This is a genomic window from Micromonospora rubida, from assembly GCF_009908295.1.
In the GTDB taxonomy this organism is placed as follows: Bacteria; Actinomycetota; Actinomycetes; order Mycobacteriales; family Micromonosporaceae; genus Micromonospora; species Micromonospora rubida.
Genome location: NZ_JAAALO010000008.1, coordinates 265,594 through 289,057 on the forward strand (window position 1 = coordinate 265,594; position 23,464 = coordinate 289,057).

The following is a 23,464-nucleotide window of genomic DNA, read 5'->3' on the forward strand; positions in this document are numbered from 1 at the left end:
GGTGGAGCCGGCCGAGGAACGACCCGACGTCATCCTCGTCGTCGACGACGACGCCGACATCGCCCGGTTCGTCGAGTTCAACCTGCGGCTGCACGGCTTCGAGGTGATCCACGCCGGCGACGGCCAGGAGGCACTCGAGGTGATCGAGCGGCAGCGGCCGGACCTGGCGGTGGTCGACCTGATGATGCCGCGCATCGACGGGCTGGAGCTGACCCGGCGGCTGCGCGCCGACCCGATGACCTCAGCCCTGCCGGTGATCATGCTGACCGCCAAGGGGATGACCGTGGACAAGGTCCACGGGCTCAGCGCCGGCGCGGACGACTACCTGGTCAAGCCCTTCGACACCGCCGAGCTGGTGGCCCGGGTCAGCTCCACCCTGCGGCGCAACAAGGAGTTCCGCGAGGTCTCCCCGCTGACCGGCCTGCCCGGCAACTCCCGGATCCGGCGGGAGATCACCGACCGGGTGCGCAGCGGCGTCGACTACGCGGTCGGCTACGTCGACATCGACCGGTTCAAGAGCGTCAACGACCGGTACGGCTTCGTCCGGGGCGACGAGTTCATCTCGGCGCTGGCCCGCAGCCTGCACCGGGCGGTCGTCGCGATCGGGCTGCCACCGGCCTTCCTCGGTCACGTCGGCGGCGACGACTTCGTCATCGTCTGCACCCCCGAGCAGGTCCGGCCGCTGACCTCCCGGGCGGTGGTGGACTTCGAGACCGCCGCCGACCGGCTCTACGACCCGTCCGACGCCGAGCGCGGCTACGTCGAGCTGAAGGACCGCCGGGGCAACATCCAGCGCGCGGCGCTGGTCACCCTGTCGATCGGGGTGTCCGTGTCCGACGCGGGCAAGCGGCTGATCAACCCGTTGGAGGCGATCGCGGCCGCCTCCGAGATGAAGTCCGTGGCCAAGAGCCAGCCGGGTTCGTACGTGGCGGTCGACCGGCGACGCAGTCTTTCTTGAATATTGCCTACCTGTGTGAGGTAGCTCCCCCGAGGGCAGACGCGTGACGCGTACCGTGCCACACTTCTGGGGTACCCACCACGCGCTGGCGGGACTCGGTGTAATTCCGAACCGGCGGTGATCCACGGTGTGACCGTGGTAAGCCCGCGACCCGGACGGCGACTGCCGCCCGGTGGACCTGGTGAGATTCCGGGGCCGACGGTTGGGGGCGGGTCAACCCACCCCCAGAAAGTCCGGATGGGAGACAGCGCGCGGGACGGGGCGGGCCCTGCCGGCCGCTGACCTCAGCGCTGTCCGGGCTTCCCCCGGGTCGGCTTCGCCGTCCCCGGACTCCGCCACCGCCTGCCCGTGCCCTCCCGACCCGCCCGCGCGCGGACCGGCGAGCGAGAGGGTGAGGGCGATGGCCAGCGGCTCCGTGGACGAGGCGATGCGTCGGGCGATCGCGCTCGCGGCCCGCGGGCTCGGCACCGCCAGCCCCAATCCCGTGGTCGGCTGCGTGCTGCTCGATCCGGACGGCGAGGTCGTCGGGGAGGGATTCCACGCGTACGCGGGCGGACCGCACGCCGAGATCGTCGCGCTCGCCCAGGCCGGCCGGCGGGCCCGGGGCGGCACCGCCGTGGTCACCCTCGAACCCTGCGATCACACCGGCCGCACCGGCCCGTGCAGCCACGCCCTCATCACCGCAGGCGTCGCCCGGGTGGTCGTCGCCGTGCCCGACCCCGACCCGGTCGCGGCCGGCGGCGCCGCCACCCTGCGTGCCGCCGGCGTGCGGGTCGAGTTCGGGGTGCGCGCCGCCGAGGCCGAGGCCGGGAACGTCGCCTGGCTCACCTCGGTGCGCCGGGGCTGGCCGTACGTGGTGTGGAAGTTCGCCGCCACCCTCGACGGGCGCTCCGCCGCCGCCGACGGCACCAGCATGTGGATCACCTCGGAGGACGCCCGGGCGGACGTGCACGCGCTGCGCGGCACGGTCGACGCGGTTGTCGCCGGGGTGGGCACCGTCCTCGCCGACGACCCCCGGCTCACCGTGCGCAACCTGCGCGACGGCACCCTGGCCATCCGCCAGCCGCTGCGGGTGGTGGTGGACAGCCTCGGGCGTACCCCCGCCGGGGCCCGGGTCCGCGACGGCGCCGCCGAGACGTGGATCGCGACCGCCGCGCAGGTCGGCGCCGACCCGGACGGCCGGGTCGACCTGCCGGCGCTGCTGGCGGAGCTGCACCGCCGGGGGGTGCGGGCCGCGCTGCTGGAGGGCGGCCCGACCCTGGCCGGCGCGTTCCTCGCCGCCGGCCTGGTCGACCGGGTCGTCGGGTACGTCGCACCGAGGTTGCTCGGCGCCGGGCCGACCGCATTGGCCGGCGCCGGGGTGACGACCATCGCCGACGCCATCGATCTGGAGATCACCGACGTTACGCAGATCGGTCCCGACCTGCGGATCACCGCGCTGCCCCGGAAGAGGGAGGGCTGACATGTTCACCGGCATCGTCGAGGAGCTGGGCGAGGTCGTCGCAGTGACCGAGACCGGGGGTGACTCGGCGCTGGTCGCCGTCCGCGGCCCGCTGGTCACCGCCGACGCCCGGCACGGCGACTCCATCGCGGTCAACGGAGTCTGTCTCACCGTGGTCGACGTCGACGCCGGCGTCTTCACCGCCGACGTGATGGGGGAGACGCTGCGCCGCTCCGCCCTCGGCGGGCTGCGCCCCGGCGCCCCGGTCAACCTGGAACGCGCCGCCGCGCTGAACAGCCGGCTCGGCGGGCACATCGTGCAGGGCCACGTCGACGGGGTCGGCGAGGTGCTGTCCCGGGAGCCGGCCGAGCAGTGGGAGACGGTCCGCTTCCGCCTGCCCGCCACCCTCGCCCGGTACGTGGTGGAGAAGGGCTCGATCACCATCGACGGGGTGTCGCTGACCGTGGCCGACGTCGGGCCGGACTGGTTCGCCGTCGGGCTGATCCCCACCACCCTCAAGCTGACCACCCTCGGCGCCCGCGCCGTCGGCGACCCGGTCAACCTGGAGGTGGACGTGCTGGCCAAGTACGTCGAGCGGCTGCTCGGCGACCGGGTCGCCGGTGGGGGCCAGCGGTGACGGAGCCGGTCGGCTGGCTGCTCGACGCCCAGCTGCACGTCGCCGGCTCGCCGGTGCTGGTGCGGGAGATCGTCGGCAACGTCTTCGGCCTGGCCTCGGCGCTGCTCGGCCTGCGCCGCGTGGTCTGGGCCTGGCCGGTCGGCATGGTCGGCAACGCGCTGCTGCTGACCGTGTTCCTCGGCGGGGTGTTCGTCACCCCGCAGGCGCACGACCTCTACGGCCAGGCCGGCCGGCAGGTGTTCTTCTTCGCCGTCAGCCTCTACGGCTGGTGGCGCTGGTCGCGCAACCGCCGTCTCGACGCCGACGGCGACCACGCCGCGGTTTCGCCGCGCTGGGCCACCGGCCGGGAACGACTCGGCCTGCTGGTGGCCGGCGCCGTCGGCGTCGCCGTCGCGTACCCGGTGCTGGCCGCGCTCGGCTCGTGGGGGCCGCTGCCGGACGCCTGGATCCTCACCGGCAGCCTGCTGGCCAGCTACGGCATGGCCCGCGGCTGGGTGGAGTTCTGGCTGATCTGGATCGCGGTGGACGCCGTCGGCGTGCCGCTGCTGCTGCGCGGCGGGTTCTACCCGTCCGCCGTCATGTACCTCGTCTACGGCGCCTTCTGCGCCTGGGGCTTCGCCGCCTGGTGGCGTGCCTCACGTGCCGTCCGCCCGGCCCGCGTCCCGCTCCCGCCCAGCTACTCGGAGGCCGTCGCATGAGCACTTTCGCCAGCATCGAGCAGGCGGTGGCGGACATCGCCGCCGGCCGGCCCGTCGTCGTGGTCGACGACGCGGACCGGGAGAACGAGGGTGACCTGATCTTCGCGGCCGAACTGGCCACCCCGGAGCTGGTCGCGTTCATGGTCCGCTACACCTCGGGCTACATCTGCGTGCCGCTGACCGAGGGCGAGTGCGACCGGCTGGACCTGCCGCCGATGCACCACACCAACCAGGACCGGCGGGGCACCGCGTACACGGTGACCGTGGACGCCCGGGAGGGCATCAGCACGGGCATCTCGGCGGCCGACCGGGCGCACACCATCCGGCTGCTGGCCGACGCGTCCACCGACCCGACCGACCTGGCCCGGCCCGGGCACGTGGTGCCGCTGCGGGCCCGCGAGGGCGGGGTGCTGCGCCGGGCCGGGCACACCGAGGCGGCGATCGACCTGACCCGGCTGGCCGGGCTGCGTCCCGCCGGCGTGCTCTGTGAGCTGGTCAACGACGACGGCACCATGATGCGGGTGCCCGACCTGGAGAAGTTCTGCGCCGAGCACGGCCTGACCCTGGTGACGATCGCCGACCTGGTGGCCCACCGACGGCGCACCGAGAAGCAGGTGGAGCAGGTCGCGGCGGCCCGGATGCCCACCCCGTACGGGGTGTTCCGGGCGCTCGGCTACCGCGCCGAGCACGACCCGGCCGAGCACATCGCCCTCGTCATCGGGGAGCTCGGCGACGGGGAGGACGTGCTGGTCCGGGTGCACTCGGAGTGCCTCACCGGCGACGTGTTCGGCTCGCTGCGCTGCGACTGCGGCCCGCAGTTGCAGGCCGCGCTGGCCCGGGTCGCCCAGGAGGGCCGCGGGGTGGTGCTCTACGTGCGCGGGCACGAGGGGCGCGGGATCGGCCTGCTGCACAAGCTTCAGGCGTACCAGTTGCAGGACCTGGGCCGGGACACCGTCGACGCGAACCTCGACCTGGGGCTGCCGGCGGACGCCCGAGACTACGGCACGGGCGCGCAGATCCTCTACGACCTGGGCGTGCGTTCGATGCGGCTGCTGACCAACAACCCGGCCAAGCGGGCCGGGCTGGAGGGGTACGGCCTGACCGTCACCGGCCGGGAGGGGCTGCCGGTGCAGCCGCAACCGGAGAACGTCCGCTACCTGCGCACGAAGCGTGACCGGATGGGCCACCTGTTGGACGAGTTGGACGAGGTGACGGAGGCCCCGATGGGCCGCCCGGTCGCCGGCGACGAGATCGGAGCATAACCATGGCGGGATTCGGTGAGCCCGGGGTGACGGCGGTGGACGCCGCCGGGATGACGGTGGGGGTCGTCGCCGCGCGCTGGCACGGCGAGCTGACCGACCACATGGCCGACCGGGCGGTCGCCGCAGCCGAGGCGTGCGGCGCCCGCGCCGTGGTGGCCCGGGTGGCCGGCTCGGTGGAGCTGCCGGTGGTCGCCCAGGCGATGGCCCGCCGCTTCGACGTGGTGGTCGCCCTCGGCGTGGTGGTGCGCGGTGCCACCGCCCACTTCGACTACGTCTGCCGCTCGGTCACCGACGGGCTGACCCGGGTCGCCCTCGACGAGGGCAAGCCGGTCGCGCACGGGGTGCTCACGGTGGACAGCATCGAGCAGGCCCGGGACCGGGCCGGGCTTCCCGGCTCGGCGGAGGACAAGGGCTGGTCGGCCACGGTGGCGGCGCTGGACGCCGCGCTGGCCGTGCGCGGCCTGGCCGCCGCCGCCCACCGCGTCGGCTTCGCCCGCTGACCCCGCCCGCGCTGCCGCGCGAACCCATCGGGGCAAATTCACGGAAAGAGTGGCTAATCGGCGTGGATTAGCCACTCTTTCCGTGAAAGCGGGGCTCGGCGGTGCGTTCGGGTCAGGCCCTGGGTGGGGTGGGGAGAAGGAGGGGCGGACAGGCAGCGTCAGAGGCGGCCGGCCTCGATGATCCGGTGTAGGAACTGGCGGGTGCGCGGCTCGGTCGGCTCGCCGAGCACCCGTTCCGGTGGCCCGGTTTCGATCACCCGTCCGCCGTCGAGGAAGCAGACCTGGTCGGCGACCTCGCGGGCGAAGCTCATCTCGTGGGTGGCCAGCACCATGGTCATCCCGTCGGCCTTCAGGTCGCGGATCAGGGCCAGCACCTCGCCGACCAGCTCCGGGTCCAGCGCCGAGGTGACCTCGTCCAGCAGCATCAGCCGGGGCGAGTTGGCCAGCGCCCGGACGATCGCCACCCGCTGCTGCTGCCCGCCGGAGAGCCGGTCGGGGTAGGCGTCGGCCTTCTCACCGAGCCCCACCCGGTCCAGCAGTTCCCGGGCCTGCGCCTGCGCCTCGGCGCGGGCCCGCCCGTGCACCCGCACCGGGGCCAGGGTGACGTTCTCCAGCACGCTCAGGTGCGGGAAGAGGTTGTACGACTGGAAGACCATCCCGATCCGCCGACGCACCCGATCGGGGTCGACGCGGGGGTCGGAGATGTCCTCCCCGTCCAGCTCGATGGTGCCGTCGTCGAGCTCCTCCAGCAGGTTCACGCAGCGCAGCAGCGTCGACTTGCCCGACCCGGACGCCCCGATCAGCGCCACCACCCGGTGCTCGTCCACGGTCAGGTCCAGCCCGTCGAGCACGACGTGGCCGCCGTACGTCTTGCGCAGCCCCCGGCACCGCAGCAGCGACATCGTCAGCTCCTTCCCTGGCGGCGGGCCGCCCGCAGCGTCACCGCGTCGGTGATCGCGATCAGCGGGATCGCCAGCAGCACGAACAGCACCCCGGCCACCACGTACGGCGTGTAGTTGAACGTCTCGGCCGTGGCGATCTGCGCGGCGCGGACCGCGTCGATCGGCCCGGCGAGGGAGACCAGCCCGACGTCCTTCTGCATCGCCACCACGTCGTTGAGCAGCGGCGGGGCGACCCGGCGGACGGCCTGCGGCAGCACCACGTGCCGCATCGTCTGCCGGTAGGTCAGCCCGAGCGAGCGGGCCGCCGCGAGCTGGCTCGGGTGGACGGACTCGATGCCGGCCCGGAACACCTCGGCCAGGTACCCGCCGTAGGTGAGCACCAGCGCCAGCCCGCCGAGCACCAGCACGGACGGCATGCCCCCCAATCGCAGGCCGGGCACGCCGAGGGTGAGCACGTACAGCACGATGATCAGCGGCAGGCCCCGGAAGGTGTACGTGTACCCGGCGGCGAGCGCCCGGACCGGGAAGAAGACCGGGCCGCGCAGCGTGCGCAGGAGTGCGACGAGCAGCCCGAGCAGCAGCGCGCCGGCCGCGCAGCAGACCAGCAGCCGGACGTTGAGCCACAGGCCGGTGAGCACCGCCGGCAGCGCGTCCCGGGCGATCGCCGGGTCGGCGAAGGACTCCCGGACCCGGTCCCAGCCGGGTGCGCCGGTCACGGCGACGACCAGCAGCGTGCCGAGCGCCGCTGTGGACGCGGCGGCGACCAGCACGCTGGTGACGGTCTGCCGACGGCGGTACGCGGCCCGCCGCCGCTGCGCCTCGGAGGGGAGGTGGGGTGCCAGGGTCACGTGAGCTCGGCCGCCCCCGCGACCTGGGCCAGCCACTTCTGCTCCAACTGCTTGAGCGTGCCGTCGGCGGTGAGCTGGCCGACCGCCCCGCTGACGCAGGGGGTGAGCGGGGAGTTGCGGTCCAGCAGCAGCCCGAACGCCTCGGGGGTGCCGACCTGGGGAAGCTGCCCGACGATCTTCGTATCGGTGAGTTCCGCGCCGGTGATGTAGAAGGCGGTCGGCAGGTCCACCACGAGGCCGTCGATCTGCCCGTTCTGCAGGGCCTTCTTGGCGTCGTCGTTGCTGTTGTAGACCTGCGGCTCGGCCGTCGGCCTGATGACCTGGGTGATCGCCTGGTAGCTGGTGGTGCCGACCTGGGCGCCGAGCTTCGCGTCGCGCAGGTCGGCCAGGGACGTCCGCCCGGCGATCTTCGCGGACTTCCGGGCGACCACGGCCTGCCGGACCAGGTAGTACGGGCCGGAGAAGTCGACCGCCCTCTTGCGCTCCTCGGTGATGGAGAACTGGTTGATGTCGAAGTCGAACTCCTTCGGGCCGGGGGCGATGGCGGTGTCGAACTTCACCCGGGCCCAGGTGACGTCGGTCCTGGCGTACCCGAGCCTCTCCGCCACGGCGTACGCCACGGCGGCCTCGAAGCCCTCGCCGTTGGCTGGCTTGTTCCCGGTGAACCACGGCGCGTACGCCGGCTCGTCGGTGGCCACGGTGAGCTTGCCCGGCGTACGGGTCGGCAGGTTGTCCCTGGTGCAGGCCGGCCCTGCGGTGGCGGCGGGGGTGACGGTGGCGGTGGGGGCGTCGTCCTGGGGCGCACAGGCGGCGACCGCGACGAGGACGGTGCCGGCGGCGGTGAGCGCGAGGGCGCGGGGGCTGCTGGGCATGGCGGACAGCGTAGGGCTATCGATGGGCGTCGTGCAGCACTGTTCCACCGTTGCGGTAGGGAATTCCGGCCGGCGGCCCGCCGCCGCCGTGTCAACAGCCGGACCGGCGGGGACCCGCCGCGCGCCCCGGCGGGCCGGTGCTGGAAGAATCGCACCCCGTGAAGACGTTCGAGGAGTTGTTCGCCGAGCTGCAGGCCAAGGCCGCCGCCGGCACCCCCGGCTCGGGCACGGTGGCCGCGCTGGAGAAGGGGGTGCACTTCATCGGCAAGAAGGTCGTCGAGGAGGCGGCCGAGTCGTGGATGGCGGCCGAGCACGAGGGCCCGGAGCGGGCGGCCGAGGAGATCTCCCAGCTGCTCTACCAGGCGCAGGTGCTGATGCTGGCCACCGGTCTCGAACTCAAGGACGTCTACCGACATCTGTGAGTGCCCCGTCCGCTGATCTTCTCCACCGATCGAGGGAGCACTCCGCCATGCTGCGTGTCGCCATTCCGAACAAGGGCACCCTGGCCGAGCCGGCCGCCGGGATGCTGCGCGAGGCCGGTTACCGGCAGCGCCGCGACCCCAAGGACCTGGTCTGCCGGGACGAGGCCAACGACGTCGAGTTCTTCTACCTGCGTCCCCGCGACATCGCCACCTACGTCGGCTCCGGCGACCTGGACCTCGGCATCACCGGCCGGGACCTGCTGGTCGACTCCGGCGCCCCGGCCGAGGAGGTGGTGGACCTCGCCTTCGGCGGGGCCACCTTCCGGTTCGCCGCCCGCCCCGACACCATCGCCTCGCCGAAGGAGCTGGGCGGGCACCGGATCGCCACCGCGTACCCGGGGGTGGTCCGCCGCTACCTCGACGACCACGGGCTGGCCGCCGACGTGATCCGGCTCGACGGCGCGGTGGAGAACGCCGTCCGCCTCGGCGTGGCCGACGTGGTGGCCGACGTGGTCTCCACCGGGGCGACCCTGCGCCAGGCCGGCCTGGAGATCGTCGGCGACCCGCTGCTGGTCTCCTCGGCGGTGCTGGTCCGTCGGGCGGAGGCCCCCGAGCACGCCCAGGAGGCGCAGCTCCTGCGCCGGCTGCACGGGGTGCTGGTGGCCCGCCGCTACGTGATGCTCGCGTACGACGTGCCGGCCGGGCTGCTCGACCGGGCCAGCTCGCTCACCCCCGGCATCGAGTCGCCCACCGTCTCGCCGCTGCACCGCGAGGGCTGGGTCGCGGTGCAGGCGATGGTGCGGAGCGACGACGTGCACCGGATCATGGACGAGCTGTACGAGCTGGGCGCCCGCGCCATCCTGGTCACCAACATCCACGCCTGCCGGCTGTGAGACCGCCGCCCCCGGCGGTCGCCCTCGCCCTGGTGGTGCTCGGCGGGGCGGCGTCCGCGGCGCAGGGGGCGGGCAACGCCACGCTGGGGGAACGGGCCGGCGATCCGGTGCTCGGCGCGCTGGTCAACAACATCGGCGGGTGCCTGGTGGTCCTCGTTGGCCTGCTCGGCCTGCCGTCCACCCGGGCCGGGCTCGCCGCGCTGCGCCGGGCCCGGCTGCCGTGGTGGTCGTACCTCGGTGGGCTGGGCGGGGCGGTGATCGTGACGGCCGCCACGTACGTCGTCCCGGTGCTCGGGATCGCGGTGTTCACCATCGCCCAGGTGGCCGGGGGCAGCCTCGGCGGGCTCGCGGCGGACCGGGCCGGGCTGGCCCCGCTCGGGCGGCTGCGGCTGACCGGCCCCAGGGTCGCCGGGGCGCTGCTCGGCGTGCTCGCCGTCGCCCTGGCCCAGGTCGGCCGGCCGGTCGCCGGCGTCGCCGTCGGCGGGGTCCTGCTCGCCGTCGTGGGCGGGGCGGCGGTCGCCCTCCAGTCCGCGCTCAACGGCCGGGTCGCCGCCGCCGGCACCACCACGGCCGGCATCGCGATCAACTTCGCCGTGGGCACCCCGGTCATCGTGGCGGTGGCCGCGCTCGCCGGGGTCTTCACCGGCCCCGAGCCGACCTGGCCGGGCGACTGGTACCTGTATCTCGGCGGCCTGTACGGCGTCGGCATCGTGCTGGCCCTGATGCTCGGGGTCCGGGCGGTCGGGGTGCTGCGCACCGGGCTGGCCCTGGTCGCCGGCCAGCTCGGCGGCGCCCTGCTGCTGGACGTCGCACTGCCGGGCGGGGCGGGGCCCCGGTGGCCGGTGCTGGTCGGTGCGCTGCTCACCCTGCTGGCGGTGGTGGTCGCCGGCCGCGGCACCCGCCCACCGACGCCGGCCGGTCCGGTCGTCCCGGCGCCCCGGACGGGCCCCGCATTCCCGGCGGGTCCAGCGGCCCCGGTGCGCCCGGGGGATTCCCGGGGCCGGGGCCGTTCCGACGCCGTGGATCGTCGGCGCGCCGGGCCTGCCGGCCGCCCGGGTCCACCTCCTGAATCCCGGTGACCCGGTGACCCGGGCCGGAGGCGCGGGCAGGTGGTCGCGTGTGGCGGTGGGTGGGCCGGCGGTCCCGGATGGCAGACTGGTGGGGTGAGCGATACCGAACCGGTGATCCTGCGGCCCCGCCGGATCCGGCTGGTCTGCTGGGTGTCGGCCGCCGTCCTGTTGGTGGTGTTCGGCCTGGTGGCCACCTCGTTGACCGGCGGGACCGGCAACGGCTACGGCACCTTCCAGCGCGGCGACCAGCTTGCCATGATCGGCCTCGGCGTCTTCGGCGCGCTCGGCATTCTGCTGTTCACCCGCCCCCGGGTGGAGGCGGACGCGCGCGGCGTGCGGGTGCGCAACGTCATCGGCTCGCACGAGCTGCCCTGGGAGGTCGTCCGGGGGGTGCGCTTCGACCGGGGCGCGCCGTGGGCGAGCCTGGAGCTGCACGACGACGACCTGCTGCCGATGGTGGCCCTCCAGGCGGCCGACAAGGAGCTGGCGGTCGAGGGGGTCCGCGCCCTGCGCCGGCTGCACCAGGCCCATCTCGCGTCCCTCGCCGCCCGCTGAGCCGTCCCGGGCAGCGTCCCGCGCAGCCCGCCGCGCCGTCCCGCGCCGCCGCTGAGCCTTCCCGGGCAGCTGGTTGAGCCGTTCCGGGCAGCCTCCGGGCCGCATGGGTGGCCGACCCGAGGGCTGATCTGCGCGCCCGGTTTGGGGTCGGATCGGGGGGAGGTGTAGTCTTGCTGAGTCGACCAGACTGCCCCCGTGTCCCACGTGCGGGTGGTCTTGAAGCGGAGCGCCTGCTCCCACCCGAGTTGCCCCAGTCGGTGGCCGGGTCCGGTCACCGGTTCCGGGCACACCCCGGTTCCGGATGCGCGATCATGTGATCGTGCCGACCGGTCGAGCGGGCCCTGGCATATGCCGGGGCCTTCTGCTTTCCGGATCGGCCCCCACCACGGGGGCCGCGGAGTCGGCCACGCAGGAGAGATTTCGACTCGAGGAGGCCCCATCAGCGTCGAACCACGCGTGAACGAGCAGATCCGGGCACGTGAGGTCCGACTGGTCGGCCCCGAGGGTGAGCAGGTGGGCATCGTCCCGCTGGAGCGCGCCCTTCAGCTGGCCGCGGACGTCGACCTGGACCTGGTCGAGGTTGCGCCGATGGCGCGCCCGCCGGTGTGCAAGCTCATGGACTTCGGCAAGTTCAAGTACGAGAGCGCACTCAAGGCGCGCGAAGCGCGGCGTAACCAGCAGCAGACCGTCATCAAGGAGATGAAGCTCCGGCCGAAGATCGACCCGCACGACTACGAGACCAAAAAGGGTCACGTGGTGCGGTTCCTCAAGGCCGGCGACAAGGTCAAGGTGACGATCATGTTCCGCGGTCGCGAGCAGAGCCGCCCGGAGCTGGGCTACCGGCTCCTGCGTCGGCTCGAATCCGAGATCACGGAGCTGGGATACGTCGAGGCCGCTCCGAAGCAGGACGGTCGAAACATGATCATGGTTCTCGCTCCGCACCGGGCCGTCAAGGCCTCCGCGGTCGCCGCGACGGCGTCCCGCGGTGCACCCCGGGACAGGGCCGCGGACGAGTCCGCCGCTCCGGAAGCCGGTGAGACCGTGGCGGTCGGCGAGACCGCACCAGCCGGTGAGACCGGCGCAGTCGCCGACAACAGCGGCGAGTAACAGGGGAGAAGACGTTTCAATGCCGAAGATGAAGAGCCACACGGGCATGGGCAAGCGGGTCAAGGTGACCGGCAGGGGCAAGATCGTTGCCCAGCAGGCCGGCCTCCGCCACAACCTGGAGAAGAAGCCCTCCACCCAGACCCGGCGGCTGACCGGCACGGTCGAGCTGGCCAAGGCTGACGTCAAGCGAATCAAGAAGCTGCTCGGCCGCTGACGCGCGCCACCTTCACGGATACAAGGAGTTGAGATGGCACGCGTCAAGCGGGCTGTAAACGCCCAAAAGAAGCGTCGTACCCTGCTGGAGTCCGCAAGCGGCTACCGCGGTCAGCGCTCCCGGCTGTACCGCAAGGCCAAGGAGCAGGTGCTGCACTCGATGCAGTACGCCTACCGGGACCGTCGCGACCGCAAGGGCGACTTCCGGCAGCTGTGGATCACCCGGATCAACGCGGGAGCCCGCGCCAACGGGATGACCTACAACCGGCTGATCCAGGGCCTGCGCCTGGCCGGCGTCGAGGTCGACCGGAAGATCCTGGCCGACATGGCCGTCAACGACGCCGCCTCGTTCGCCGCGATCGTCGAGATCGCCCGCGTCGCCGTGGCGGCCGAGGGCACCGGCGGCGCGGCGGCCCAGGCCGCCTGATCCGCCAGCATCCTGCCGAGGCGCCCCCCGTGTCGTCCACGACGCACGGCGGGCGCCTCGGTCGCGCTGTGGAGCCGAACACCATGCCCTTCACCCCACGTACCCCCAGGGTCGTCGCCGCCCGTCGGCTGCACCGGCGCCGCGACCGCGACGCCGCCGGCCGGTTCCTCGCCGAGGGGCCGCAGGCCGTCCGGGAGGCCCTCGCCCGCCCCGACACCGTCGTCGAGCTGTTCGGCACCCCGGCAGCCCTCGACCGGTACGCCGACCTGGCCGCCCGCGCCGCCCACGCCGACGTGCCGGTCTCCGAGGTCACCGACGACGCCCTCGCCGCGCTCGCCGAGACCGTCGCCCCGCAGGGACTGGTCGCCGTCTGCCGGCACCTGGACGTGCCGCTGGACGACGCGCTCGCCGCCGGCCCCCGCCTCGTCGCGGTGCTCGCCGAGATCCGCGACCCGGGCAACGCCGGCACCGTGCTGCGCACCGCCGACGCCGCCGGGGCCGGTGCCGTGGTCTTCGCCGGCGACGCGGTCGACCCGTACAACGGCAAGTGCGTGCGGGCCTCGGCCGGCAGCCTCTTCCACGTCGACGTGGTCCGCGCGCCGGACCCCCTCACCGTGGTCGAAGCGCTGCGTGCCGCCGGGCTCTCGATCTTCGCCACCACCGGGTACGGCGACAGCGACCTCGACGACCTCGCCGACGCCGGCCGGCTGGCCGCCCCTACCGCCTGGTTGTTCGGCTCGGAGGCGCACGGGCTGCCGGAGGACTTGGCCGCCGCCGCCGACGCCCGGGTGCGGGTGCCGCTGCACGGGCGCGCCGAGAGCCTGAACCTGGCTGCGGCTGCCGCCGTGTGCCTGTACGCTTCAGCGAGAGCACTGCGCTGACGCCCGAGCGCGCCCGCACCCGATGTCGGGTGCCCGGCCGGCGGCGCGGTCCCACCACAGGGGAGTCGACCACATGATGAACGCGCCACGGCGTTCGTTTAGCCAGCCCGCCGGTGTCGGCGGGCGGCGGGCCTGACCCTTCCCCCTGCGCGATCTCCCACCGGCGGGCTGCGGCACAGCCGCGCGTCCGTAGACTCGCTTCGCCGCCCGTGCAGGGCCGGTGCCGCCGTGAGGGAGTGCCCGTACGCCATGACCTATCGCAACGATCCGTACGACCCGAAGCAGGTCGCCCTGCTCGCCCCGGACGCCCTGGACGGGGCCGTGGCCGACGCCGAGCAGGCGTTCGCCGCCGCCGCCGACCCGGACGCGCTGACCGCGCTGCGTCCCGCGCACCTCGGTGACCGGTCCCCGGTCTCGCTGGCCCGCCGGGAGATCGGCGCGCTGCCCCCGGCCGCGAAGTCCGACGCCGGCAAGCGGGTCAACGAGGCCCGCCGGGCGATCGAGGCCGCCTACGCCGCCCGCGCCGAGGTCCTCGAACGCGAGCAGGCCGAGCGGGTGCTGGTCACCGAGCGGGTCGACGTCACGCTGCCCTACGACCGCCGGCCGCGCGGTGCCCGGCACCCGCTGAGCGTGCTGATGGAGCAGATCAGCGACCTGTTCGTCGGAATGGGCTACGAGGTGGCCGAGGGGCCCGAGGTCGAGCTGGAGTGGACCAACTTCGACGCCCTCAACATCCCCGCCGACCACCCGGCGCGCGGCCTGATGGACACCTTCCACATCGCACCGCCGCCGGGCGCGGAGAGTTCCGGGCTGGTGCTGCGCACCCACACCTCACCGGTGCAGGCGCGCACCATGCTGACCCGTAAGCCGCCGATCTACGTGGTGGTGCCCGGCCGGGTGTACCGCACCGACGAGCTGGACGCCACCCACGCCCCCGTGTTCCACCAGGTCGAGGGCCTGGTGGTGGACCGGGGGATCACCATGGCGCACCTGCGCGGCACCCTCGACCACTTCGCCCGGGCCATGTTCGGCGAGGGCGCGAAGACCCGCTGGCGGCCGCACTACTTCCCGTTCACGGAGCCGTCCGCCGAGTTCGACGTGTGGTTCCCGGAGCACCGCGACGGGCCGCGCTGGGTCGAGTGGGGCGGCTGCGGGATGGTCAACCCCCGGGTGCTGCGCGCCTGCGGGATCGACCCGGAGACCTATTCCGGCTTCGCCTTCGGCATGGGCATCGACCGGACCGTGATGTTCCGCCACGGGGTCAGCGACATGCGGGACATGGCCGAGGGCGACGTGCGGTTCACCCGCGCGTTCGGGGCCGGGGCGTAGACGGTGCGGGCACGAGTAACGGAAACGGTGATCTGAGTCATGCGAGTTTCTGTCAGCTGGCTGCGGGAGTGCGTCGACCTCCCGGCCGACCTGCCCGTCGAGGACCTGGAGCAGGCGCTTGTCGACCTCGGCATCGAGGTCGAGTCGATCGTGGACCTGCGGGCCACGGTCACCGGCGCACTGGTCGTCGGCAAGGTCCTGGAGATCGAGGAGCTCACCGGCTTCAAGAAGCCGATCCGGTTCTGCCGGGTCGACGTCGGCGCGGCCAACGGCACCGGTGAGCCGCAGGAGATCGTCTGCGGGGCGCGCAACTTCGCCCCCGGCGACCGGGTGGTGGTGATCCTCCCCGGCGGCGTGCTGCCCGGCGGCTTCGCCATCGGCGCGCGCAAGACGTACGGGCGCAACTCCCACGGCATGATCTGCTCCGCGAAGGAGCTGGGCCTGGGCGACGACCACTCGGGCATCATCGTGCTGCCCGGGGACGTCAAGGCGCTGCCCGGCGACGACGCCCGCCCGGTGGTCGGGCTCGACGACGTGGTCGTCGAGGTGGAGATCACCCCGGACCGGGGGTACGCCCTGAGCGTCCGCGGCATCGCCCGGGAGCTGGCGCACGCCCTCGGCGTGCCGTTCCGCGACCCGGGCCTGGTGCCCGCCCCGGCCGGGACGGCCGAGCCGGCGTACCCGGTCGAGGTGCGGGACACCGTCGGCTGCGACCGGTTCGCCGCCCGGATGGTGCGCGGGATCGACCCGACGGTGTCGACCCCGGGCTGGATGCGGCAGCGGCTCACCGTGGCCGGCGTGCGCAGCATCTCGCTGCCGGTCGACGTCACCAACTACGTGATGCTCGAACTGGGCCAGCCGATGCACGCCTTCGACGCCGACCGGATCTCCGGGCCGCTGGTGGTGCGCCGGGCCGAGGCGGGGGAGAAGCTGACCACCCTCGACGGGGTGGCCCGCACCCTGACCGCCGAGGACATGGTGATCTGCGACGACAGCGGGCCCATCTCGCTCGCCGCGGTGATGGGCGGCGAGACCAGCGAGGTCCTCGCCTCCACCACCGACGTGCTGTTCGAGGCCGCGCACTGGGACCCGGTGATGGTCGGGCGTACCGCCCGCCGGCACAAGCTGTTCAGCGAGGCGGCGAAGCGCTGGGAGCGGGGCGTCGACCCGGCCCTGGCGCTGGTCGCCGTCGAGCGGGCGGTCCGGCTGCTCACCGAGCACGCCGGTGGCACCGCCGGGGCGGAGATCCTCGACCTGGACCACGTCCGGCCGCGTACCCCGGTCACCCTGCCGGCGGGCCTGCCGAGCCGGCGGGTCGGGGTCGCCTACTCCCCGGAGCGGGTGGTGTCCCTGCTGGAGCAGGTCGGCTGCCACGTGACCCGGGGCGCCGACCGGCTGGGCGAGGACCCGGGCGTCGCCGGGGTCCCGGCCGCCGGGGGTGCCGACGTGCTCACCGTCGTCCCGCCGACCTGGCGTCCGGACCTCACCGACCCGGCCGACCTGGTCGAGGAGGTGGTCCGCCTCGACGGGTACGACCGGGTCCCGTCGGTGCTGCCCACCGCGCCGCCCGGCCGGGGCCTGACCTGGCAGCAGCGCCGCCGCCGGGCCGTGGCCCGCTCGCTCGCCGAGCGCGGGTACGTCGAGGTGCTCGCCCACCCGTTCGTCGCCGGTGAACTGGCCGACCTGCTCGGCCTGCCCGCCGACGACCCGCGCCGGCCGGCGGTGCGGGTGGCCAACCCGCTGTCGGAGGAGGAGCCGCTGCTGCGCACCGCGCTGCTCGGCCCGCTGCTCGGCATCCTCAAGCGCAACCTCGGCCGGGGACACCGTGACGTCGCCGTCTACGAGATCGGGGCGGTCTTCCACCCGCGCCCCGGCGTCGGCGCCCCGCCCGCGATGGGCGTGGACCGGCAGCCCACGGCCGCCGAGTTCGCCGCCGCCGACGCGGTCGTGCCCGACCAGCCCCGGCACGTCGCCGTGGCGCTGACCGGTGACATCGACCCGGCCGGCTGGTGGGGCGCCGGCCGGCCGGCCGGTTGGGCCGACGCGGTCGAGGCCGCCCGGGCGGTGCTCGCCGCCGCCGACATCCCCGCCGACCGGGTCGAGGTGCGGGCCGCCGAGTACGCGCCCTGGCACCCGGGCCGCTGCGCCGAGCTGCTGGTCGACGGGGCGGTCGTCGGCCACGCCGGTGAGCTGCACCCGGCGGTGCTGGCCGCGCTGGAACTGCCCCGGCGCACCAGCGCCATGGAGCTGAACCTGGACGCGCTGCCGCCCGCCCCGGTCGCCCCGGCCCCGATGATCTCCGGCTTCCCGCCGGCGCTGATCGACGTGGCGCTGGTGGTGGACGAGGGGGTGCCCGCCGCCGAGGTGCAGCGGGCCCTCGTCGAGGGTGCCGGCGAGTTGCTGGAGGGCGTCCGGCTGTTCGACGTGTACGCCTCCGAGCAGCTCGGCGCGGGGCGCCGGTCGCTGGCGTACAAGCTGACCTTCCGCGCCCCCGACCGGACGCTGACGGTCGAGGAGGCGGTGGCGGCCCGCGACGCGGCGGTCGCCCGCGCCGGGGAGCGCTTCGGCGCGACGCTGCGCGGCGCCTGAGCGTGTCGCCGTGGGGATGGTTGGTGGTGGCCGGCGTGCTCGCGTCGGCCACCGCCGGCCTGCTCTGGGCCCGCCGACACCTGTTGCTGGTCTCCGTCGTGGGCCGCAGCATGGAGCCGACGCTGCGCCCGGGTGACCGGGTGTGGGCCCGTCGGGTGCCGCTGGCCGGGGTCCGCCCCGGCGACGTGGTCGTGGTGGTGGCCCCGGCGGCGATGACCGCCGGCCGTCCCGCCGAGCCCGGCGACACCGGCCCGGGCCTGCTGATCAAGCGGGTGTTCGCGGTGCCGGGGGAGCCGGTGCCGGTCGACCGGGTGCCGCTGCTGCGGCAGCGAGGGGAGCGTCTCGTGCCGCCCGGGCAACTGGTGGTGCTCGGCGACAATCCGCCGTTCAGCTACGACTCCCGCGAGTGCGGCTACATCCCCGAGTCGGACCTGCTCGGAGTGGTGGTCCGGCCGAGACCCCGCACGGGGTGACCTTCGGGGCGTCCGGAGGGTGGAGTGCCGCGCGGCACCGGGCCGCGCGGCACGCCGGTGCCGGAAATCAGCACAGGGTGGTCATCGTGCTCGCTCCCGCAGTGCAGTAGTACCCGCAGGAGCCGCAGTTCACCTTGCAGCCAAGGCTGTAGGTGCACCGCTGGAGGTGGCACACGCCACACGACGCACACCACGGGTCCGGTGGACAGCCGGCCGCAGCCGTCACCTTGGGGACGAACACGCCGAGCATCCGCTCGCCGAGGCGCTCCATTCGACGGAACATTTGTTCACCTCCTTTCGACAGGGATCGACAGATGTCGGCACGCTAAGGCCGCCCGGTACACCGGACCTACAGCCGATGCGGCCCCGGGCGCGCGCCGGTGTATCCGCGATGTATCCGTCGCTCCTAGCGTGGGCCCTCCCGGAACGAGGAGGTGCCGACGGATGCGAGCGGTGGAACTGGCTGCGCGGATCTTGCTGGCCCTGGTGTTTCTCGCCGCGGTCTTCGGCAAGCTGCGGACCCGGGCGGGCTTCGCCGGGTTCGTGGGGTCGGTCGGGCAGTTCGGCGTGCCGGCGCGGTGGACCGCTCCGGCCGCCCGGATCGCGGTCGCCACCGAGGCGGCCGTGGTCGTGCTGCTCGCCGTGCCGTCCACCAGCGGAGTCGGGCTGGTCCTCGCCGTCGGGCTGCTCGGGGTACTCACCGCCGCGATCGCCGGCGCGTTACGTCGCGGCGCCCGCCCGGCCTGCCGCTGCTTCGGCGCCGCGGACGCCCCGATCGGCCCGCGGCACGTGGTGCGCAACCTGCTCCTCGTCGCGGTGGCGCTGCTCGGCCTGCTCGGCGGGGCCACCGCCGGTGCCTCGCCGTCGCCGGCCGCCACGCTGCTCGCCGTCGGGGCGGCCGTCCCGCTGGCCGCCGTGGTGGTCCGCCTCGACGACCTGGTCGCCCTCTTCGCCCCCACCACGTCCCGGGCATCCCGCCCGGCCGGCCGCCCCTGACTTCCCTGGAACCCGAAGGAGCTCCCCGTGGCGTTGTTGACCGTCGCCGTCGTCCTCGTCGCCGTGCTCGGACTGCTCAACCTGGTGCTGCTGTTCGGCGTGGTCCGCCGGCTGCGTGAGCACACCGAGCTGCTCGGCGACAGGCAGTCCGAGCCGCCCGAGGTGATGCTGGAGGCGGGCTCCGTCCCGGGCGACTTCGTCTCCACCACCGTCGACGGCGAGGTGCGCACCCGCGCCGACCTGCCGCCGATGACGCTGGTGGCATTCCTGACGCCGAGCTGCGAGCACTGCGCCGAGCAGCTTCCGCTGCTGATGGACCGGGCGCGGACGATGCCCGGCGGGGCGGAGCATGTCTGGGTCGTGGTGGTCGGCAAGGGCGGGGAGACCGAGTCGTACGCGGCCCAGTTCGCCGGACTCGCGACGGTCTTCATCGAGCTGGGCAGCGGTGCGTTGCCGCTCGCGTTCGGGATCAAGGGCTACCCGGCGTTCGGGCTGCTCGACGAGCACGGGAAGGTCGCCTCGGCCGCGTTCGGCATCGCCCGGTTGGACCTGCCGGTAGCGCGGTGACCGGGCCCCGACTGGCGCCCCGCCGGGCCGTCCGGCACGCCCGGGCGGCCCTGGGGATCACCTGGCGGGCCGCGCCCGGGGGCACCGCCGCCGACCTGCTGCTGGCGATCCTCGCCGGGGTGACGCCGGTGCTCGTCGCCGCGCTGACCAAGCTCGTCCTGGACCGCCTGACCGGTGGCCGTCCCGCGAACGCGTCGCTGGCCCTGCTCGGCGTCGGGCTCGCGGTCACCGCCGCGGCGGGCGTCGTCCTGCCCCACCTGCGCGCGTACGTCGAGAAGGAGCGCATCCGGGCGGTGTCCCGGCTGGTGCGCCGGAGGTTGCACGACGCGGTGCTGCGCCTGGTCGGCCTGGTCCGGCTGGAGGACCCGGAGTTCCAGGACCGGTTGCAGGCCGCCCAGCAGACCGGCCACCTGGGGCCGACCCAGCTCACCGGGAACGCGTTCGGGGCGGTGCAGAGCCTGCTCGCCGTCACCGGCTTCCTCGGCGTGCTGCTGGTGCTCAGCCCGCTGATCGGCCTGCTGGTGTTGGCGGCGGCGCTGCCCACGCTCTGGATGCAGCTGCGCCTCAACCGGGCTCGCGTGGCGATGGTGCTGCATCTGGAGCACTTCCAGCGGCGTGACTTCTTCTTCGGCCAGTTGCTGGTAGGCGTGCCGGCCGCCAAGGAGGTCCGGCTCTTCGGCCTCGGCCGGTTCTTCGGCGACCGGATGCTCGGCGAGCTGCACGGCATGCACCGGGTGGAGCAGCGGCTGGACCGTCGCGAGCTGCGGGCCCAGGGCCTGCTCGGCCTGCTCGGCGCCGGGGTGGCGGGGGCGGGGGTGGTCTACACCATCGTGGCCGCCGCCGGTGGTCGGCTCACCGCCGGCGACGTGGTGCTCTACCTGGCGGCCGTGCCCGGGGTCCAGGGCGCGCTGGGTGGGCTGGTCGGCCAGCTCGGCGCTATCCACCAGGCACTGCTCCTGTTCGACCACTACGACCAGGTGATCCGGGTCGAGCCCGACCTGCCGGTGCCGGCCACCGCCCGGCCGGTGCCGCCGCTGCGGGACGGCATCGAGCTGCGCGACGTCTGGTTCCGGTACTCGCCGCAGCACCCGTGGGTGCTGCGCGGGGCCGACCTGTTCCTGCCGGCCGGCGGGACCACCGCGCTGGTCGGGCTGAACGGCGCCGGGAAGAGCACGCTGGTCAAGCTGCTCTGCCGGTTCTACGACCCGGAGCGCGGCACGATCCGGTGGGACGGCACCGACCTGCGCGAGTTCGACCCGGCGGAGCTGCGGGAACGGCTGGGTGCGGTGTTCCAGGACTTCATGCCCTACGACCTCTCCGCCGCGGAGAACATCGCCGTCGGCGACCTCGACGCCCGCGACGACCCGGACCGGCTGCGGGCCGCCGCGCGGCAGGCCGGCATCGACGAGGCGCTGACCGCGCTGCCCCGGGGTTACGACACCCTGCTCACCCGGATCTTCTTCGACGGCCCCGACCGGGACGACCCGCAGGCCGGGGTGGTGCTGTCCGGCGGCCAGTGGCAGCGGATGGCGCTGGCGCGCGGCTTCCTGCGCGCCGACCGCGATCTACTCGTCCTCGACGAGCCCAGCTCCGGGCTGGACGCCGAGGCCGAACACGACCTGCACACCCGGCTGCGCGAGCTGCGTCGCGGGCGCACCAGCCTGCTCATCTCGCATCGGCTCAACGCCGTCCGGGACGCGGACACCATCGTGGTGCTGGCCGACGGCCGGATCGCCGAGTGCGGCCGGCACGACGAGCTGCTCGCCGCCGGCGGCGGGTACGCCCGACTCTTCACCCTCCAGGCCCGTGGTTACCGGGAGGACTCTCCCGCGCCGGTCTGACCGGGTGGCAGCTCGACGGCGGCCAGTTCGGCGGCGTAGAGGCGGACCAGCTCGCCGATGCGGTAACGGCCCGGCCCGGCCGGCTCGGCGAGCTGCGCCGTCACCAGCCGGTCGAGCGCCCGCACGGTGTCCTCCGGCGGCAGGCCGGTCAGCGCGGCGGCCCTCTCGGCGGTGATCGGCCCGGTCCGGGCCCCGCCGAGCTGACGGAACAGCGGCGCGGCCGGGCCGAGTCGGCGGTAGCTCGCGGTCAGCCGGGGGCGCAGCCCGGTCTCCGCGAGCCGGTGGCGCTCGTCACGCAGCAGCCGGGCCAGCCGCGCCATCGACCAGTGCGGCCCCTCGGCGAGCCGACGGGCCACGCTGCGCAGCGCCAGCGGCAGCCCCTCGCAGAGCGCGACGACCGCCGAGGCCGCCTCCACTTCCTCGTCCACCCGGCGGTCCCCGGCGGCGGCCCGCAGCAGGTCCAGCCCGTCGCCGGGCGGCAACGGGTCCACCCGCAGCGGCCGGGCGTCCCCGTCGAGCATCGGGCAGCGGCTGGTGACCAGCAGCGCGCAGCCGCCCCGCGCCGGTAGTAGGCCGTCGACCTGCGCCGGGTCGGCGGCGTTGTCGAGCACCAACAGCACCCGCCGGCCGAACAGCAGCGACCGTACCCGGGCCCGTGCCTCGGCGAGCCCGATCGGCTCCGGCTCGCCCGCGGTGTCCCGGAACGACCGGAGCACCCGGGCCGCCACCTCGATCGGCGGGAGCGGGGTGCCGGCCACCGACCCGCCCAGGTCGAGGTGGAGCTGGCCGTCGGGAAAGGACTCCAGCACCGCGACCGCCGCGCGCAGCCCGAGCGCCGACTTGCCGACGCCGGCCATGCCGTACGCGGTCACGGTCACCGGGTGCTCCCGAGCGGCGGTCAGCGCGGTGCGCAGCCGGGTCAGCTCGGCGTGCCGGCCGACGAACGGCGCGGCGGCGCAGGGGAGTTCGTGCGGCACCAGCACGGGCCGGACCTCGACGGCCCGGCCCCGGGCGCGCACGGCCGGTCGGCCCGCGAACGACGGCGGGCGGGGATCGTGTCGCAGGAGGGCGCGGTACAACCCGGTCAGCTCGGGGCCCGGGGTGATCCCCAACTCCCCGGCGAGGACTCGGCAGGCGGCCCGGTACGTCTCCAGGGCGGCGGCCTGGTCGCCGGCTCGGCACTGGGCGGTCATCAGCAGCGCCCAGGCGGGTTCCCGCAGGGGGTTCTCCGCCAGGTGCCCGTGCAACAGTGAGAGCAGCGCCGGGCTGCCCCGGTCGCCGAGGTCGAGCTGGCAGGCGGCGTACGCCTCCCGGGCGGCGCTGCGGCGCTGGCGCAGCCGGTCGAGCGCGGTGGCGGTCGCCGGCCCGTACGCCGGTGGCGGATCCGCCGCCGACCAGAGCACCAGGGCCCGTTCCAGCAGCGGCGCCGCGACGTCCGGCTGACCGGCGGCCCGGGCCGCTTGCCCCTCGGCGGCCAGCCGCTCGAACTCGGCCGCGTCCAGTTCGCCGGGGCCCACCCGGAGCCGGTAGCCGCCGTGCTGGGCGTGCAGCCGGGCCGGCTCGTCGGGCGCGGCGAGCAGGTGGCGCAGCTGGCTGGCGTGGCTGCGCAGGTTCGCCACCGCCGACGTGGGGGCGGGCCCGGCCCAGAGCTCCTCGCACAGGCGCTCGACCGGCACGGCGACGCCGGCGTGCAGCAGCAGGGTGACCAGCATGGCGGTGGGGCGGCCGGCGGGCAGGCACAGCGGGCGATCGTCGCGGCAGGCCCGGACCGGGCCGAGGATCTGGAACGTCAGCGCCAACGCGACCTCCGCTGTGTGCCCCCGCAGGCCGGTCGCCGGCCCCACGCCACCGCGCGGCCAATTATGTCAGTCGATGGGATCCCGTAGGGGTCAGGTGGCATTGCCACTTCGTGCAATTCGCTCGGTGAGGAATATGTGACGGTGGGTGCCTGCTTGGGCGGGCGGCGATCTTTGCGGTGATCGG

At 74.5% G+C, this 23,464-nt stretch carries 25 protein-coding genes and 1 riboswitch; of the genes, 20 read left to right on the forward strand and 5 right to left on the reverse strand.

Annotation, left to right across the window (positions count from 1 at the left end; all coding sequences use genetic code 11):
- Position 1 precedes the first annotated feature (1 nt).
- From GVV04_RS26200 to ribH, 6 genes are all read left to right on the forward strand, one after another.
- Positions 2 to 958: a response regulator gene (locus tag GVV04_RS26200; RefSeq protein ID WP_161691485.1), complete on the forward strand. Its 957-nt coding sequence runs from the start codon at positions 2 to 4 to the stop codon at positions 956 to 958.
- A gap of 80 nt (positions 959 to 1,038) precedes the next feature.
- Positions 1,039 to 1,211: riboswitch (FMN riboswitch) on the forward strand.
- 147 nt (positions 1,212 to 1,358) lie between these two features.
- Positions 1,359 to 2,420, forward strand: a complete 1,062-nt coding sequence (gene ribD / locus GVV04_RS26205) for a bifunctional diaminohydroxyphosphoribosylaminopyrimidine deaminase/5-amino-6-(5-phosphoribosylamino)uracil reductase RibD (RefSeq protein ID WP_161691487.1) — start codon at positions 1,359 to 1,361, stop codon at positions 2,418 to 2,420.
- A 1-nt stretch (position 2,421) separates the two neighbouring features.
- Positions 2,422 to 3,036 carry a riboflavin synthase gene (locus GVV04_RS26210; protein WP_161691489.1) on the forward strand — a complete coding sequence of 205 codons (615 nt, stop codon included), beginning with the start codon at positions 2,422 to 2,424 and terminating at the stop codon, positions 3,034 to 3,036.
- Complete coding sequence (gene pnuC, locus GVV04_RS26215; RefSeq protein WP_161691491.1) at positions 3,033 to 3,734, forward strand: nicotinamide riboside transporter PnuC; 702 nt, start codon at positions 3,033 to 3,035, stop codon at positions 3,732 to 3,734. Before GVV04_RS26210 ends, pnuC begins: the two co-directional genes overlap by 4 nt.
- The gene (locus GVV04_RS26220; protein WP_161691492.1) at positions 3,731 to 4,996 is read left to right on the forward strand and encodes a bifunctional 3,4-dihydroxy-2-butanone-4-phosphate synthase/GTP cyclohydrolase II; all 1,266 of its coding nucleotides are present in this window, start codon (positions 3,731 to 3,733) and stop codon (positions 4,994 to 4,996) included. Before pnuC ends, GVV04_RS26220 begins: the two co-directional genes overlap by 4 nt.
- Before the next feature lie 2 nt (positions 4,997 to 4,998).
- On the forward strand, positions 4,999 to 5,496 hold the full coding sequence (gene ribH, locus GVV04_RS26225) for a 6,7-dimethyl-8-ribityllumazine synthase (protein ID WP_161691494.1): 498 nt from the start codon (positions 4,999 to 5,001) through the stop codon (positions 5,494 to 5,496).
- A gap of 158 nt (positions 5,497 to 5,654) precedes the next feature.
- Here the strand turns inward: ribH and GVV04_RS26230 are convergent, their stop codons facing one another.
- From GVV04_RS26230 to GVV04_RS26240, 3 genes are read right to left on the reverse strand one after another with little or no spacing between them, the layout of a single operon-like run.
- Entirely contained in the window at positions 5,655 to 6,398 is a 744-nt protein-coding gene (locus GVV04_RS26230; RefSeq protein WP_161691496.1) for an amino acid ABC transporter ATP-binding protein, read from the reverse strand.
- Positions 6,399 to 6,400: 2 nt separating this feature from the next.
- Complete coding sequence (locus GVV04_RS26235; protein ID WP_161691498.1) at positions 6,401 to 7,246, reverse strand: amino acid ABC transporter permease; 846 nt, start codon at positions 7,244 to 7,246, stop codon at positions 6,401 to 6,403.
- Positions 7,243 to 8,118, reverse strand: coding sequence for an ABC transporter substrate-binding protein (locus tag GVV04_RS26240; protein ID WP_161691500.1), 876 nt, complete (start codon positions 8,116 to 8,118; stop codon positions 7,243 to 7,245). Before GVV04_RS26240 ends, GVV04_RS26235 begins: the two co-directional genes overlap by 4 nt.
- A gap of 158 nt (positions 8,119 to 8,276) precedes the next feature.
- On the opposite strand from GVV04_RS26240, the gene GVV04_RS26245 reads away from it, so the two are divergent.
- The 11 genes from GVV04_RS26245 to GVV04_RS26295 all read left to right on the forward strand — a co-directional run bounded on the left by GVV04_RS26245 (position 8,277) and on the right by GVV04_RS26295 (position 18,077).
- The gene (locus GVV04_RS26245; protein WP_036375234.1) at positions 8,277 to 8,540 is read left to right on the forward strand and encodes a phosphoribosyl-ATP diphosphatase; all 264 of its coding nucleotides are present in this window, start codon (positions 8,277 to 8,279) and stop codon (positions 8,538 to 8,540) included.
- 47 nt (positions 8,541 to 8,587) lie between these two features.
- Positions 8,588 to 9,433 (forward strand): ATP phosphoribosyltransferase, encoded by an 846-nt coding sequence (gene hisG, locus GVV04_RS26250; RefSeq protein WP_161691502.1) that lies wholly within the window; start codon positions 8,588 to 8,590, stop codon positions 9,431 to 9,433.
- Positions 9,430 to 10,512: a DMT family transporter gene (locus GVV04_RS26255; RefSeq protein ID WP_161691504.1), complete on the forward strand. Its 1,083-nt coding sequence runs from the start codon at positions 9,430 to 9,432 to the stop codon at positions 10,510 to 10,512. Before hisG ends, GVV04_RS26255 begins: the two co-directional genes overlap by 4 nt.
- An 84-nt stretch (positions 10,513 to 10,596) precedes the next feature.
- Complete coding sequence (locus GVV04_RS26260) at positions 10,597 to 11,058, forward strand: PH domain-containing protein (RefSeq protein ID WP_161691506.1); 462 nt, start codon at positions 10,597 to 10,599, stop codon at positions 11,056 to 11,058.
- A gap of 456 nt (positions 11,059 to 11,514) precedes the next feature.
- Positions 11,515 to 12,165: a translation initiation factor IF-3 gene (infC, locus tag GVV04_RS26265; protein WP_161691508.1), complete on the forward strand. Its 651-nt coding sequence runs from the start codon at positions 11,515 to 11,517 to the stop codon at positions 12,163 to 12,165.
- A gap of 19 nt (positions 12,166 to 12,184) precedes the next feature.
- On the forward strand, positions 12,185 to 12,379 hold the full coding sequence (gene rpmI / locus GVV04_RS26270; protein ID WP_161691510.1) for a 50S ribosomal protein L35: 195 nt from the start codon (positions 12,185 to 12,187) through the stop codon (positions 12,377 to 12,379).
- A 33-nt stretch (positions 12,380 to 12,412) separates the two neighbouring features.
- Entirely contained in the window at positions 12,413 to 12,805 is a 393-nt protein-coding gene (rplT, locus tag GVV04_RS26275; protein ID WP_161691512.1) for a 50S ribosomal protein L20, read from the forward strand.
- A 29-nt stretch (positions 12,806 to 12,834) separates the two neighbouring features.
- The gene (locus GVV04_RS26280) at positions 12,835 to 13,686 is read left to right on the forward strand and encodes a TrmH family RNA methyltransferase (protein WP_407938837.1); all 852 of its coding nucleotides are present in this window, start codon (positions 12,835 to 12,837) and stop codon (positions 13,684 to 13,686) included.
- 249 nt (positions 13,687 to 13,935) lie between these two features.
- On the forward strand, positions 13,936 to 15,015 hold the full coding sequence (pheS, locus tag GVV04_RS26285) for a phenylalanine--tRNA ligase subunit alpha (protein ID WP_161691516.1): 1,080 nt from the start codon (positions 13,936 to 13,938) through the stop codon (positions 15,013 to 15,015).
- A gap of 39 nt (positions 15,016 to 15,054) precedes the next feature.
- Complete coding sequence (pheT, locus tag GVV04_RS26290) at positions 15,055 to 17,604, forward strand: phenylalanine--tRNA ligase subunit beta (RefSeq protein ID WP_161691518.1); 2,550 nt, start codon at positions 15,055 to 15,057, stop codon at positions 17,602 to 17,604.
- 26 nt (positions 17,605 to 17,630) lie between these two features.
- Complete coding sequence (locus GVV04_RS26295) at positions 17,631 to 18,077, forward strand: S26 family signal peptidase (protein WP_161691520.1); 447 nt, start codon at positions 17,631 to 17,633, stop codon at positions 18,075 to 18,077.
- A 67-nt stretch (positions 18,078 to 18,144) separates the two neighbouring features.
- Here GVV04_RS26295 and GVV04_RS26300 read toward each other — a convergent pair whose 3' ends face one another.
- Positions 18,145 to 18,360 carry a hypothetical protein gene (locus GVV04_RS26300; RefSeq protein WP_161691522.1) on the reverse strand — a complete coding sequence of 72 codons (216 nt, stop codon included), beginning with the start codon at positions 18,358 to 18,360 and terminating at the stop codon, positions 18,145 to 18,147.
- Between the two features lie 161 nt (positions 18,361 to 18,521).
- Between GVV04_RS26300 and GVV04_RS26305 the strand changes: the two genes are divergently transcribed.
- Genes GVV04_RS26305 through GVV04_RS26315 form a run of 3 tightly spaced genes read left to right on the forward strand, consistent with a single transcriptional unit; the run spans position 18,522 to position 21,481 of the window.
- Positions 18,522 to 19,073, forward strand: a complete 552-nt coding sequence (locus tag GVV04_RS26305; RefSeq protein ID WP_161691524.1) for a MauE/DoxX family redox-associated membrane protein — start codon at positions 18,522 to 18,524, stop codon at positions 19,071 to 19,073.
- A 27-nt stretch (positions 19,074 to 19,100) separates the two neighbouring features.
- Entirely contained in the window at positions 19,101 to 19,640 is a 540-nt protein-coding gene (locus tag GVV04_RS26310; RefSeq protein ID WP_161691526.1) for a TlpA family protein disulfide reductase, read from the forward strand.
- Positions 19,637 to 21,481, forward strand: coding sequence for an ABC transporter ATP-binding protein (locus GVV04_RS26315; RefSeq protein WP_161691528.1), 1,845 nt, complete (start codon positions 19,637 to 19,639; stop codon positions 21,479 to 21,481). The genes GVV04_RS26310 and GVV04_RS26315 overlap by 4 nt, the downstream gene beginning before the upstream one ends.
- Here GVV04_RS26315 and GVV04_RS26320 read toward each other — a convergent pair.
- Positions 21,451 to 23,280, reverse strand: coding sequence for an AfsR/SARP family transcriptional regulator (locus tag GVV04_RS26320; protein ID WP_161691529.1), 1,830 nt, complete (start codon positions 23,278 to 23,280; stop codon positions 21,451 to 21,453). The genes GVV04_RS26315 and GVV04_RS26320 overlap by 31 nt on opposite strands.
- Between the last annotated feature and the right edge of the window lie 184 nt (positions 23,281 to 23,464).